Annotated in this window: 17 protein-coding genes and 2 pseudogenes; 5 read left to right on the top strand and 14 right to left on the bottom strand. The window is 59.4% G+C overall.

Annotated features, from left to right (window positions below; translation table 11 throughout):
* Window positions 1-158: 158 nt before the first annotated feature.
* The 3 genes from FYM52_RS02065 to FYM52_RS02055 form a co-directional block, all read right to left on the bottom strand.
* Window positions 159-644, bottom strand: a complete 486-nt coding sequence (locus tag FYM52_RS02065) for a DUF1569 domain-containing protein (protein ID WP_162524616.1) — start codon at window positions 642-644, stop codon at window positions 159-161.
* Between the two features lie 299 nt (window positions 645-943).
* Complete coding sequence (locus tag FYM52_RS02060; protein ID WP_154162882.1) at window positions 944-1516, bottom strand: DUF1003 domain-containing protein; 573 nt, start codon at window positions 1514-1516, stop codon at window positions 944-946.
* Between the two features lie 207 nt (window positions 1517-1723).
* The gene (locus FYM52_RS02055; RefSeq protein ID WP_154162881.1) at window positions 1724-2797 is read right to left on the bottom strand and encodes a site-specific integrase; all 1074 of its coding nucleotides are present in this window, start codon (window positions 2795-2797) and stop codon (window positions 1724-1726) included.
* A 113-nt stretch (window positions 2798-2910) separates the two neighbouring features.
* On the opposite strand from FYM52_RS02055, the gene FYM52_RS02050 reads away from it, so the two are divergent.
* Window positions 2911-3900: a DNA-binding protein gene (locus FYM52_RS02050; protein WP_154162880.1), complete on the top strand. Its 990-nt coding sequence runs from the start codon at window positions 2911-2913 to the stop codon at window positions 3898-3900.
* 136 nt (window positions 3901-4036) lie between these two features.
* On the opposite strand, the pseudogene FYM52_RS19155 reads toward FYM52_RS02050, so the two are convergent.
* Window positions 4037-4324, bottom strand: a pseudogene (locus FYM52_RS19155) (VC1465 family Xer recombination activation factor); the annotation flags it as partial.
* A 191-nt stretch (window positions 4325-4515) separates the two neighbouring features.
* On the opposite strand from FYM52_RS19155, the gene FYM52_RS02040 reads away from it, so the two are divergent.
* Window positions 4516-4869, top strand: a complete 354-nt coding sequence (locus FYM52_RS02040; RefSeq protein ID WP_154162878.1) for a hypothetical protein — start codon at window positions 4516-4518, stop codon at window positions 4867-4869.
* Here FYM52_RS02040 and FYM52_RS02035 read toward each other — a convergent pair.
* The 9 genes from FYM52_RS02035 to FYM52_RS01995 all read right to left on the bottom strand — a co-directional run bounded on the left by FYM52_RS02035 (window position 4866) and on the right by FYM52_RS01995 (window position 11117).
* Window positions 4866-5144, bottom strand: a complete 279-nt coding sequence (locus tag FYM52_RS02035) for a hypothetical protein (RefSeq protein WP_154162877.1) — start codon at window positions 5142-5144, stop codon at window positions 4866-4868. The genes FYM52_RS02040 and FYM52_RS02035 overlap by 4 nt on opposite strands.
* A gap of 597 nt (window positions 5145-5741) precedes the next feature.
* Window positions 5742-6776 carry a zonular occludens toxin domain-containing protein gene (locus FYM52_RS02030; RefSeq protein WP_154162876.1) on the bottom strand — a complete coding sequence of 345 codons (1035 nt, stop codon included), beginning with the start codon at window positions 6774-6776 and terminating at the stop codon, window positions 5742-5744.
* The gene (locus FYM52_RS02025; RefSeq protein WP_154162875.1) at window positions 6773-7057 is read right to left on the bottom strand and encodes a DUF2523 family protein; all 285 of its coding nucleotides are present in this window, start codon (window positions 7055-7057) and stop codon (window positions 6773-6775) included. The genes FYM52_RS02030 and FYM52_RS02025 overlap by 4 nt, the downstream gene beginning before the upstream one ends.
* Window positions 7054-8655: a hypothetical protein gene (locus FYM52_RS02020; RefSeq protein ID WP_154162874.1), complete on the bottom strand. Its 1602-nt coding sequence runs from the start codon at window positions 8653-8655 to the stop codon at window positions 7054-7056. Before FYM52_RS02020 ends, FYM52_RS02025 begins: the two co-directional genes overlap by 4 nt.
* 137 nt (window positions 8656-8792) lie before the next feature.
* Window positions 8793-9005 (bottom strand): major capsid protein, encoded by a 213-nt coding sequence (locus FYM52_RS02015; protein ID WP_154162873.1) that lies wholly within the window; start codon window positions 9003-9005, stop codon window positions 8793-8795.
* A gap of 64 nt (window positions 9006-9069) precedes the next feature.
* On the bottom strand, window positions 9070-10113 hold the full coding sequence (locus tag FYM52_RS02010; protein WP_238826073.1) for a hypothetical protein: 1044 nt from the start codon (window positions 10111-10113) through the stop codon (window positions 9070-9072).
* Complete coding sequence (locus FYM52_RS02005; RefSeq protein WP_154162872.1) at window positions 10113-10250, bottom strand: hypothetical protein; 138 nt, start codon at window positions 10248-10250, stop codon at window positions 10113-10115. The genes FYM52_RS02010 and FYM52_RS02005 overlap by 1 nt, the downstream gene beginning before the upstream one ends.
* 360 nt (window positions 10251-10610) lie before the next feature.
* Complete coding sequence (locus FYM52_RS02000) at window positions 10611-10799, bottom strand: hypothetical protein (protein WP_154162871.1); 189 nt, start codon at window positions 10797-10799, stop codon at window positions 10611-10613.
* A 9-nt stretch (window positions 10800-10808) separates the two neighbouring features.
* Window positions 10809-11117 (bottom strand): single-stranded DNA-binding protein, encoded by a 309-nt coding sequence (locus FYM52_RS01995; RefSeq protein ID WP_154162870.1) that lies wholly within the window; start codon window positions 11115-11117, stop codon window positions 10809-10811.
* Here FYM52_RS01995 and FYM52_RS18825 point away from each other — a divergent pair.
* Window positions 11116-11592 carry a hypothetical protein gene (locus tag FYM52_RS18825; RefSeq protein ID WP_238826072.1) on the top strand — a complete coding sequence of 159 codons (477 nt, stop codon included), beginning with the start codon at window positions 11116-11118 and terminating at the stop codon, window positions 11590-11592. The two genes, FYM52_RS01995 and FYM52_RS18825, sit on opposite strands and share 2 nt — an antisense overlap.
* A gap of 93 nt (window positions 11593-11685) precedes the next feature.
* On the top strand, window positions 11686-12039 hold the full coding sequence (locus tag FYM52_RS01985) for a hypothetical protein (protein WP_154162869.1): 354 nt from the start codon (window positions 11686-11688) through the stop codon (window positions 12037-12039).
* Here the strand turns inward: FYM52_RS01985 and FYM52_RS01980 are convergent.
* On the bottom strand, window positions 12036-12569 hold the full coding sequence (locus FYM52_RS01980) for a hypothetical protein (RefSeq protein WP_154162868.1): 534 nt from the start codon (window positions 12567-12569) through the stop codon (window positions 12036-12038). The genes FYM52_RS01985 and FYM52_RS01980 overlap by 4 nt on opposite strands.
* 47 nt (window positions 12570-12616) lie before the next feature.
* Between FYM52_RS01980 and FYM52_RS01975 the strand changes: the two are divergent.
* Window positions 12617-12730, top strand: a pseudogene (locus FYM52_RS01975) (IS3 family transposase); the annotation flags it as partial.
* Between the last annotated feature and the right edge of the window lie 9 nt (window positions 12731-12739).

Below are 12739 nucleotides of genomic sequence, written 5' to 3'. Positions count from 1 at the left end.
GGGTGGGGGTGTGGAAAGCGGGTAGGGTGCCGATGGCATGCGGCAAGCCGCTCACGGTGAGGCGATCAGACTGAATGGCGATCATGCGGGACCATGCCGCCAGCCGTGCGGTGTCACGCGGCAGCCAGGGCGGTAATGGGCATCTGCCGCCCACACCGTCACTCCGCCGGGATCTGGAAGGCCGCAAAGTGGTTGGCCAGGTGCATGGCGTGGGCCTGCTCGTACTCGGCATGCGTGAGTGCGCCGTAAGCAAAGTGCGGCTGCAGCGGCCCGCGCCATTGCAGAAACTGCCCGCAGGCCGTCAGCAGGCGCACGCTGGCGGCGGCCAGCGGAGTCTCCGCCGCCAGGGCCGGGCTGCCGGGGATGGGTGCGGCCAGGTCGTGCCGCATCTGGCCGCGCCAGGCAAACAGCTGGAACGCGGGGCGCCCCGCCAGCCGCTGGAACAGCGCGGATTGCTGCGTGGGGTAGCCGGTCATGGAGTATTCGACGCTTTGCGCCAGGTGTTCCAGGGTCTGGGCCCAGCCCCAGGCGGTCTGGGATTGCAGCGCCGGCGCGGCCCCCAGGCGGCGCATTTCCTCCAGCGCGGCGGTCAGGTCGGACAGGCGCAGATCGCGCAACTGCGGGCCGCAGCCCAGCAAAGGCACGGTGCCCAGTGCGGCACCGCTGGCCAGAAAAGCTCGGCGGGAATGGGGTATGGCGGTGTGGGCTCCCTCGTGTCTATATAGATAGTCAGCCTGCTTTTATGCCCAGCGCGCCCGTTTTTGCCCAGAGGGCATGTGCTAGGGCCGGGCCACCGCGCAATCGCTGGGGTGCGCGCGGCCGATGGCCTGCGATGCTGCCGTTGCCGAGAATGGGGGGGGGGGCTGCAGCGCAGCGCCTGTGCGGTGCGGCCATGGGGCCACGCGGTCGTGCGTCGGAGGGTTGCGTGCCGTGTGCCTGGTGCTCAGCCTGCAGGCGGTGGGGTGTGGGGGCGCTGGGCCACGAGGTCGGCTAACAAATGCAGCTGTTCGCGCTGCAGCGCAATCAGCTCGGTCCACTGGTTTTTCTGCAGCTGGTCAATCTTGTCGTGCAGCATCATGATTTCCAGCTCGGCCTTGAGGTTGACCTCGTAGTCGTGCTCGCTGCGCACGCGGTCCTTGTCGGCCTGGCGGTTTTGCGACATCAGGATGATGGGCGCCTGGATGGCCGCCAGCATGGACAGCACCAGATTCAGCAGGATGTAGGGGTAGGGGTCGAAGGTGTGGCCCTGCCAGGCCAGCAGCACCGCATTCATGCTGACCCAAATCAGCATGGTCACCCCGAACAGCAGCACAAACGTCCACGAACCGCCAAAGCCGGCAACGGCATCGGCCGCGCGCTGCCCCAGCGTGCCCTGCCCGCGTTCCAGCTCTTGGCCAAGGTTGCGTGAAATGTGCCGGCGGTGGGTGATGTGCTCGGCCACCTTGCGCGCGCGTTCATCGAGCGCGTCCAGCGCCGTGGTGCGCAGGGTGGGAGAGGCAGGGTCTGGGTGGTGCATGGCGGCTCCTCACATCGAAGACAGAATCGCACCCAGTATGGCCGCAGCGGGCGCGGCGTGAAAGCCGTCGGCCTCCGTGTTCACTTCGTCATGCTGGCGGCGGCTTAGTAGGCCATTGCGCGGTGTATGCCAGCGGTAGAAGATGACCGGCGCTGCTGTGGCGCAGGGTGACTGCGCTGGTCTGGCATACAAAACCCGGCTGGTCGATCAATCCTCGTCCATCAAATGCGCCGCCTGGTTGTGGATGACGGATTCGGCCCGGAAGTAGCCCAGCACCGTGGCCACGCTCTGGTGGCCGGTCAGGGCCATGGTTTCGGCCAGGGGTACGTTGCGCTTGCCGGCTTCGGTCACAAAGCCGGACCGCAGGGAGTGCGCGGAAAAATCGCCTTCGATCCCGGCCAGCGCACAGCGCTCCTTGACGATGGCGCGCACGGCGGCGGCCTGCAAGGGCTCGCCCAGGTGGCCGCCCTTGCGGATGCGCCGAAAGATGGCGCCTTCGCGGATGCCGCTGGCGGCCAGCCAGGCGGCCAGGGCCTGGCCAGCGGCCCCCAGCACGGGCTTGCTGTTGTCGGGCAGGTCGACGCCACTCTGGTTGGTTTTGGAAAACGCCAGCTCGTACAGATATTGGCCGGGACCGATGCACTTGAGGTACTGCATGTCGGCATTGCTGACCTCTGAGCGGCGGCGGCCACCACTGCTCCAGGCAAACAGCAGCAGGGCACGGTCGCGCAGGCCACGCAGGCTGTCGTCGCAGGTGACCAGCAATTGCTGCAGCACGTCCTTGGTGATGGCGTCTTTTTTCTGCGCGCGTTCGCCACGCTTGGCGTAGGCCTTGCGCGTGCGCGAAAGCAGTTCGCGCACTTTCTCATCGTGGCAGGGGTTGGGCAGCCCCCGGTTCTGGTGCGCCTTGGACATGACCGCCACACGGTGCACCAGGGTGTTGTGGCTGGGGGCCCCCAGCCTGGCCTTGCAGCCCGATTGCACCAGGGCCGCATCGATGGAGGGGGGCAGCTCGCAGCGCAGGCCATAAGACGTGCTGCGCTGGGCATGGTCGGCAATGAACAGCAACACGGTGTCAACCGGCAGGGGCAGGGCAATCGCCTGACCCAGCCGGAACTGGTGCCAGCCGGCCCAATAACGCATGGCGCTCTGGTAACTGCGCACCGTGTTCTCGGCTTCTCCCTCACGCAGCAGCTCCCGCAGTGCGTGCAGGGTGCTGTCGCTGAGGTGAACAACGGCAGAGGCGGGCTGTGCCAGGGAAAGTGCGCGGAAGTCGGTCATCTGTTGTATTTCTTCTGTCGTATGTATCAAATAATATGTATTACATGTGATGTTGTATAATAATATTCAACAACTCACGATAACAATCTCTTATCGATGGTAATCTAACTTCTATGCAACCCACAGCACCCAAAACGCCGCGCGGCATCCAGGAAGCCGATGTATGGGCCGCAGCTGACGCGCTGCTGGCCGAAGGTCACAAGCCCACCATCGAAAAAGTGCGCCTGCACATGGGGCGGGGCTCGCCCAACACTGTGGCGCCGATGCTGGAAGCCTGGTTCAGCACCCTCGGCGCGCGGCTGGGGCTGAACCAGCACACCCAGGATTTGCGCAACAGCGTGCCCACCGAGGTGCTGGAAGCCGCGCAAGGGTTGTGGTCGGCCGCGCTGCAGCACGCACAGCAAGCGGCTGACCAGGCCCTGGCGGACCGTGAGGCGGAACTGCAGCAGAGCCAGGCCCAGCTGCAAGCGCAAGAAGCCCGTTTGGCGCAGCGGGAAGAGGGCTTGCAGCAGCAAAAGGAGGCGATGGATGCCGCCCTGAAGCTGGCCCATGCACAACGCGAAGACCTGTCGCGCCGACTGGACGAAATGCAGCAACAACTGCAAGAGCGCCATGCCCTGGTCGAAAGACTGCGCCTGGAAAATGCCGATCAGCGCAAGCACCAGGAAGCGTTGCGGGAGCAACATGCCCAGGAACTGCAAGTGGCCAGCCAGGAGCGCCAACGCCTGGCGGAACAGTTCGCTGGCAATGAACGCCGCATGCTGGCCGACCTGGACCGCACCCGCCAGGAGGTGGAGAAAAGCAAGAAAGCCCAGCAAGAAGCCGAACGCAAGGCCGAATCCCGTTACGAAGAGCTGCAGGCGCGTTACCTGCACAGCGAGGAAGAACTGATGAGCGCCCGCACTGCGAATTTACAACTGCAGCAGTCGACCGTAGTGGCGCAGGAACGGGTGCAGGAGCTCAAGGCACTGTTGGAAATGCGCGCCGCGCAACCGGCCGCCACCACTGCAGTTGACTCGCAAGCAGACAAACAGCGCACCAACAATCGCTCACTGCAACGCCGCGCCTTGTCGCAACGTGCGCTGCGCTTGCCGCGCAAGTGAGCTGAAGCCCAGCGACTAAATCTAGGGCCGGCGCTTCGCGCCGTCCCACGGCCGCAGCCGTGGGACCAGGCGCTTCACTCCCGGCACCGTGCAGCGCAAGCTTGCCCGGTGCCGTGCGCGAAGCTCCTAGGCCGACCCTACGAGCGTGGTACTCAAATGCATGCGCACGACGTACCAGCAGTCCCCACCATGAGGCATCCACTGGATCAAACGATCGCCCCTCAGGCGACCACAGCTTGCCGCTTCGAAAACACCAGCCATCCCACGCCTGGCCAGGCAGATCCATGCGGTTGAGCAGTCTCAGCAGCTTGTAGGCCACAAACGGGATGTCGTGCTTGCCGCTCAGCCAGTTATGCAAAGTGCGCTCAGTGACGTGCAGATACTTCGCACAAGCAGCCAAGTCCATGCCCAGGGACTGGTACATAGCCTTGAACCTCGAAGCAAGCTGCATGCGGGAATCCGGGTCATGGCGACGCAGGTGCCTACGTCGCTTGTTTAAATACAATGTATATTATGTTTAATCGCAAAAACAGGCGTTTGTACCCGCCGTAGCAGCGACAGCAACACCCCTGTTTTCGACCCACTGCGCACGGCCTGATGTGACCAGCTTTGCGCATGTTCCGAGCACCTAGACCCGCGCAACTTCCGCACCTCCATTCGCTGCTGGACAACATCGGGCGCAACGATGCTGATCTGGCCAAATTCCTGGATATTTCGCCCCGAACTTTGGGCAGCTACCGCAGCAAAGGCCAAGCGCCGCGTGTGGTTATGTTGGCCCTGTTTTGGGAGTCCACATGGGGCCAATCGGCTGCAAACTGCGATGCAGTGAACTGGGGCAGGCTCCAGTTTCAGGAAAACGCGATGCTCAAACGCCAGATTGCAAGGCTGCAGCGCCAGATTCTGGAGCTCGAGAAGGCACTAGCCGAAACAGACAAAGCAGCTAACAACCCGATCTTCGACGTGCGCTAAAAAAGCACACCAATAAACCGATCGTAAAAGAGCTGCCCAAGCGTTTTTAAGCCGTCCCAGTTCTTGCCAATAAGCAAGCCCCAGACAAACGGTGCCACCCATGGTCGATTAAGGAAAGCCCAGACGGAATTACGCTTTGGCTTATGCAAGTTCGCCCAGTCAGAAGAAACTCTAACTGGCGGCCGGCCAGAGCCATGGGGCTGAGGTGCAGAAGTAGCAGCAGATTCTCTTGCGTCTCTATCGCGCCAGTAATAGTCACGGTCCTGAATTCCCATGGTCTCCCCTCCTCTGATGCGCCGATCATAGAGAGGCTGGGCGAATCCACGCAAGCGTGGACCGGGCTCTAGCAGCAGTGGCTGTTGAGCCAATCCGCCACAGTCCCAGGTAACGCCGATTCCATGAAATCCACGCCCGACGATTAGGCCGGGCTGATCCGGGCTGCAGGCGTGCGGCGCAAGCTTGCCCGCCTTTGCCCAGGCCCGGCACTGGCTTGTCATTCGCAGATTGCAAGGCTCCTGCTTTCTTGTCGCCCGCGTCACATCGTCCCAATCGGTAGACCGACTAACGATCCCCTTCGCGAGGGAGAGAACGCGCCAGGTACGTGTAACAGCGAGCTGATGCGCGATCGACCGCTGTAACAGCCGTGTTTATCAGCGACGGGCCGGCAGCATGCTTGATCAAACAGCCGGCCACGCGTAACGAGCCAGTGCAGGCGCAACCGCAACGACGCGGCAGTTACTTCTAGCCAGGAAACTGGGAAGCAATCACAAGGCGCGCAGGAAGCCATGCGAGCACATCAACGGGCAGGCGCGCGAGAACCGGCGAACTGCTGGCGGCAGGCCCGAAACGACGCATGCGCGCACATGGCCCTGTTAGAACTGCCAGCCCTTGCGCGTTCCGACAACCGTTCCGGTCCAAGTTGCGCTGTTGTCGACCGGGGGGCGAGGATCTGGATACCAGTCGACATTGCCACCGGCCAAGACTAGCTTGGGCTTTGCAGTCATGGACTGGCAAAAACCGGGCTCAGCCTCGATTTTTTGCCCCTGCTCAGTCATGCAGACGCACTGCGTTGCAGTAGCTGCACAGCCCGCGATTTTGGGCTTCTCAGGCTCTACAGCAACCGCCACAGCAGCTTGCGCAGGAGCTTTCTCAGCGTGCGCAGCATCAGGGCCCTTGGGGTCACTGGCTTTCGGTGAAACATGCTGCGCCTCCTGCTTTGCGACCCCACCGCCCATGGTTCGCTCTTTCATGCGGCTGATGTAACTTGGAATGCCCCATGCCGCGACACCCAAGGCAATCACAACGGCATAGATCAAGGTTGGCGTTTTTCGCTCTACCTTGGTGTGCACCCGGGCGCTCTTGTAGAGCTTGTAGACGGCCTTGCTGTACCTGAAGAATTTCTTCGCAATGGACTTCGAATACTGCAGCGCTCTAGAGCAGTGGTCCCACTCATAGATGATGGCGAAAGGCATGTTGCCAATCCGGCGCACGTGCAGATGGCGACCAACGAGGCCCATGATGTGCCGATCAACGTTGTTAACGGTCTGGGTCATGAGGACGAAATCCACTCCGTAGTGACGGTGGGTATCCAAGTGCTGAATATCGTCAGGCACCTTGGAGCCATTCGGACGCAACGGCCAGACCTTCTGGACTTCGTCATAGATGATCATGGACCCAGGTTTGCACCACTGGTGCCAGTTGCGCAGGCCACCCGTATCACTGCCGTCGATCAGCTCGTGGTCGAGCTTGAGACCGTTGATGTTGGAAAAGACGATGCGCTCATGCTCGACTTCATTGCCATCATCGTCATGCTCTACGACCTTGGTGCCAATGACACGGCGAATGATGTCATGGACGCAGTACAGCGTTTTGCCGGAGCCAGGAACGCCGGTGATCAAGGTAATCATGGATTAGCCCCCAGGAGCTTTTTGGCGTTCATGGCCTGCCAGATCATGACGCGCACGGCGATGGCAGAGACGATCATGCTGATGCCAATACCACCACCACCGATTAGAAAGAGCTGCAGCGTGTTATTCGGCAGCGCGTTGACGGACGAAACAAGCTGATCCTGGAGGACGTTCACGACCTGCTGAAAGCCGGTCACCGTGACGATGCTAAGACCCAGAGTGACCAAAATTCGACCAATCATGGGCTCAACCAAGGCCAACAAGAAGGTGCCGAGCTTCATTCTTTGACCCCCACGATGATCAGGTACGCACCAAATGCACAGCAGGCAATCAACACAGGCTTGACGTAGTCCTGCACGTTGCTGCACGTGGCCTGCCAGTCCCAGACCTTGAGGCTTTGGCCGTGGGTGTTGAGGTAAGCATCCGAAGGGCACGCGCCATTGCCAAAGATATTGGCGTACTCATAGCTGATGTTGATCTCCCTGCGTGGCACGTCCTGCTCCGGCGTGTCCAGCTCGGCGCAGGCCAAGGCGTCGGGATTCTTTTCGCAGAAGTCCTTTTCTTCTTCCTTTGGCGCTTCGTCGGTCTCCGTGACGTTGTTGGTCACGCTGGTGCTTGTGTTGTTAGTGATGTTGTTGGTGATCGTGGTCGTGGTGGTGGTCTGCTGGGTCGTGGTCATGCTTCCCAGCGATGCAGGCCCACCGGACGAGCCAGAGCCACCAGACGATGAACCAGAAGGCGAAAACGTGTTCTTTGCCGTGGTGGTCGTGGTGGTGGTCTGCGTGCCGGAATCCGTGGCACCTGTGTGGCCAGCAGGGGCAGGCGTTGTCGTGCCAGGCAGGACGTTGACCGGCCAGGAGGTCTTAGTCGTGCCCAAAGGGACGGAATCAGGGCCGGTAATGGTGGTGTCGGTGCCATCGGTAAAAACGTTGTGTCCGTTCTCAATGAGCGCCTTAACCACAGAAACCTGCACAGGCCCCCAGGGTTTATTAACAATATTGTCCTCAAATATACGCTGTAAAGGTGTGTCAACTTTGGGTGCGACACCATTGCAAACACCATTAACAACCGTTGAACCAGCAGTACAGCTAGAAGAACCACTACGGCTAAGGTAGGAATCACGCTGCTGATAACTGCCGTTATATGCAGTGCCTGCAATAACTACAGAAGAAGATGTGCAGGAAACGACAGAGGCGCTACCCGGTGGCCTAAAGATGATTTGACTTTGCGCAGCTAAAAAAGCAAAACATGCGCCATGAATGGAAGTTCCACAGCCAGAGGTGGTGCAATATGAATAACCGTCCGCGACAGATACGAGCGTATTTGGGTCCGTAGCCTCAACAGACAAAGAACCGTCAGTATTCTTTTTTATTTGGTTGTAACCCCATTCCGCTAAAGGAGCGCAAAAGATGAGGCATGCATGCGCACCTAATTGAACGTAAGGATTTGATGCAGCCACTGACACAGCAGCAGCAGCAGATTTCATTAAATCTGAAGCAGATATTGCAAGTGATTGCTTGTTAATCGGCTTGATTACTGAAACCTTAGCAAGCGCCCCGCCCTTGTGCTGATACGGCAGATCATGCTTGCCGGTCACCTTGGGTTCAACGTCAGAAATATCGAGCACCCAACCGCCGCGTAGGCGCGTGGATTCAGGGGATGCGGGGTGGACGTGGTGGGCGTTGCCAGAACGGACGAACTCCAGACCGTTCCAGTTGTAAATCTGGTCAATGGCGTGCGCGTTCAGTGCCAGGAAGCCCAGAGCAGCAGCAGCAAGCCACCGGCAAACAGATAGTCTTGTGGATTGGACATACGACATAGCTTCATTCAGGGTCGACGCGGAACAAATCCAGAAGACGCCGCGCCAAGAAAATGACAAGGGCAGACACGAAGAAAAGGCCGGCAAGCTCTAGCATGTCGGCCTGCCCTTCGGGACTGGGCGGGGCGGGCTGAACCACCAGCGTTCCCACTGGCAGCTCAGTAGCTGGTGCAGTCTCAGCCATGCCCGCCGCCTGCTTAACGCCAGCCCAGCTTGGACATCAGCTTCATCAGACCCCAGACAGCCACGCCTGCAGCCATGACCAAGCCCAGAGCCTGCAGAGCGTCAGTCTCGTAAGCCGTGATGGCTGTACCGGCAGCAGCAGGCAACTCAGCGTGGACTGCAGAGCCGACAGCCAAAGCGCCAGCGCCCAGCAGCGCACGGGCTGCATTGATACGGTTTTTGAACATACGTTTTCCTTGCGCCTCAAATTGGGGCTGCAGCCTAGAGGCGTCAGCAGCAGCCCTTGAAAAATCAGCTCCTCAACCACATGAAGGGGCCGCCAGCCTCAATCAATCGAGGGTGCCTACGGACCCGGACAAAGCGCGTAAAACTGCCGCCTGCTGGGGCAAACTCAGCGTGGAGGACTTCACCAGTTGCAGCGTTCTCATATCCGCCGCCCTTTGCAGGTCTCCAGCGCTCGGAACAGTCAGCATTGCCCTGCACATACGCAGGCCACATAACCCAACGACGAATGCCGCGGCCAACGACATCAAGACCACCACAGCCATGTATGCGTGCTCCACGTGGGAAACCTCCGATGTTTTTGCTTTCGATCTTTGAGGCGTACTTCATGATGTAGGCCACAGGAGCGGTCGATTCCAGGCGGTTTGACATGCCGTGGCGCCACATAGGGGGCTGCCAGCCGTCACGGTTACGCCATGGGCGATCTGGCTTTGGAGGCGTTAAGGCATGGTCTAGCCAGCAGATCACGTGGTAGTGAATGACGCCCCGCTCCTGCAGCTCTGCAGCCCATACGTAGCGAACTTTTTTGGAGCCTGTGCGGCTGTAGTGCCACTTACGAAGGCCATCCAGAAATTGGCTGATGTGCCGCGCATGCCACTGACGGTTTGAACCCGCATAGGTCAGCGTGAGCATCCAGACGCGCTGATTGCGGTCGCCGAGGTTGTGAAGGCACTTTGCTGCCACGCCCAGGGATTTACGCAGTCTGGTGATGCGAGCAATGTTTTTGTCGATTTCTACGGTCTCAGCCTCAGCAAGCAGCTCGGAAAAACTAGCGTTTTCAGGTTCCTTGCAACTTGTTGAAACTGAGACAAGCCCGGCGGCTACGCCGCCAAGCTGGGCAGCACGTGCGCCCTGCTCCTCCATGAACGCAATTGCCGATTTACGGGCGTGGCGAGCCACTGCAGCGCGATGGCCCGGAGTTACACGCTTGGAGTGGTCGACAAAGTGCGGCTTTTCGTCATCGTCCCGGTACTTAAAGGGGCGATCACGGAAAGCATCAGCAGCAGGCATGGCCTGCGCCGGGTACTTGGTGTGGGAGGTGCCGAGCAGCATCACAAGGCCCCCAGCAAAATCTGAAACAACAAAACCAGGGTGAGCAAAAAATTCACCACGACAAACGCCATCTGCAACGCAAACCACCCCAAGGGATAGCGAACAGCATCACGATGAAGACGAGCAATAAGAGACATCACTGCACCCCCACTTGAATGAGGTACGCCCCCTGCTCACGCAGGCGCATTGCCGTGTCAAAACATTGACGGTCGTAGTCGGGGGGCAGCTCCCGGCCACGCTGGGGGTGGTCAAGCCGCCAAGCCCTGGCACGCAGGGCTTCCAGCAGCTTTGCGCCGTTGGATTGCCCAAAGCGCAGGGAATCGGGGATTGGGGCGAGGCGACCGACCAGCATCAGTGCCCCCCAATCAGACCTACATTACTTAGCCACATCCACGCCAAACTAAGCGCGCCCGCCCAGAATGCGAGTCCCAGCGGAATGCCGATAAAAAGCAGTAGGTACCAGCCCGGCAGGTGATCTGGATCGCGAGGGGTACTCATCAGAAGCCCTCCCCGCCAACCGGCACGTCACCAGCCCAGTAGGTCACGTCGGTGAAGCAGCCGCCATCGGCGCCAGTTGTGAGGGAGACAGTCACACGGTCCGCTTTCTGGTCGTGTGTGCCGTTGAATTGAGCGAGAAGGGACAGCAAGGCCCCTTCCGCCATGGCTTCACGCGCTGCGTGTTCCATGATGTGCCTTTAGGCTGCAGGAGCAGCTTTGGGCTTCAGAGGCACCAGCCGGGGGCTGATGCTCAGATTGCCGCTACGGTCCACGTAGACCGAATTCGGGGCCAGGGTGTATTCACCCACGGGGTAGAACAGCGCAGCGCCCTGCTCGTTCTTCTCCAGGATGATTTCGACCTTTTCAGGGAACGGATTGGGGTTGCCGTTGCGGTCAGAGGTGTGGGCCCAAACGGTCTGGAAGTTCAGGTCGTAGGCTTTGCCAGAGGCTTTGGCTGTTCCGCGTTGGTTGCGGACTTCGGTCGACGTCACCGAGATTTTGATCATGGTTGCTCCAGTTGAGTTACCCACATCGGATAACGCACCAAAGCTAACATTGCTCAATCTGGATAACAAAGCCCAAAGCGCGTTACTCCATTTGAGTAACAATCAAGCCACACTTACTGGAGGCCCTATGCAAACGACGATGAATCTGCTAACTGAAGCCGAAAAAGTTAAGGACTTGAGCGCATGGGCAGCAGAGCTGGGCCTATCGAAACGCGTGCTTTACACGTCCAAATATCGGGAGCACTTGAGCCCAGCAGTAGCCGGTGTTTTGGCGGAAAAACTGGGGCTTGATTCCAAAGAATGGATCGTGATTGCAGCACTGGAAAGCGAGCGCGAAAGCGCCTGCAAATCGCGCATGGTGCGCAAGTTCATCACCGGAGCAGCTATCGCAGGAACCCTGATGGGCGCTGCCGGTACTGCTACTGCTGCTGTAGCAAGTACCGCTGCCAGGGCGGCAGTCTGTATATTATGTTAAATTGCTTTTGCGTGCGTTTAAGCGCCGTTGCAGCGGTTGCTTTGAGCCTTTCTTTAGCCCACTGCGCATGGCCTGATCTGACCAGCTTTGCGCATGTTCCGAGCACCTAGACCCGCGCAACTTCCGCACCTTCATTCGCTGCTGGACAACATCGGGCGCAACGATGCAGATCTGGCCAAATTCTTGGATATTTCGCCCCGAACTTTGAGCAGCTACCGCAGCAAAGGCCAAGCACCGCGTGTGGTTATGTTGGCCCTGTTTTGGGAGTCCACATGGGGCCAATCGGCTGCAAACTGCGATGCAGTGAACTGGGGAAGGCTCCAGTTTCAGGAAAACGCGATGCTCAAACGCCAGATTGCAAAGCTGCAACGCCAAATCCTTGAGCTTGAAAAAGCACTGGCCGAGGTGGACAAGGCCGCCAATAGCCCAATCTTTGACGTCCGCTAGTCGCGGTATTCAGCCTCAAATGCTCGCCTTGCTCTCATGTGTTCATTCGCGCAGTCGGCACGTACGTTATCGAGGCGGCAAATCGGTGACGGCTTGTAGTAGCTCTGCCAAGCTGCTTCCTTGCGCTTGGCGGCAAACTCTACCTGCTGTCGCTCCCAATCTTTTTCCAGCTCCTGCCGCATCTGGCGTCGCTGCTCTTCTTTTTGTTGCTGCAACATCTGTTGCTGTGCTTGCCTTTGCTGGTCGTTCATGGCTTTGAGCTCTTGTGCAAGCTGCCGTGCAGCCTGCTCTGCGCGCCAGGCCAGTACGCCCTCGTAGGCAAAGATTGCAGCCATGCTGCCGATGAATACGCCCAGGGCAATTTTGGCTACATCACCTAAAAATCCCCAGTCGCTTTCTGTTTGCTGTCGTCTATACATGCCCTCTCCTTTTTTCGGATCATAGGAGCACATGCTGCAGAAGCGCTGACGCGCAACAGCCGTGTTTATCAGCGACGAGTTGGCGACATGTATGAGCAGGATGCACTCCACGCGTCACCGACCAACGCTGCGACAGCTGGACCCATCGCGCCTTCTATTATTCGACGCGCGATACCGCCAAGACCAACGTCTGCAACTACATCGAAATGTTCTACAACCCAAAGCGGCGCCACGGCTCTGCCGGAAATACTTCGCCAGTAGCGTTTGAATGACGTCACTCC

Origin of the sequence: Comamonas sp. CAH-2 (assembly GCF_009668305.1) — a bacterium.
Taxonomy (GTDB): domain Bacteria; phylum Pseudomonadota; class Gammaproteobacteria; order Burkholderiales; family Burkholderiaceae_C; genus Comamonas; species Comamonas aquatica.
Note: the sequence above shows the minus strand (reverse complement) of the source record. Positions and strands in the feature narration are given on the sequence as shown.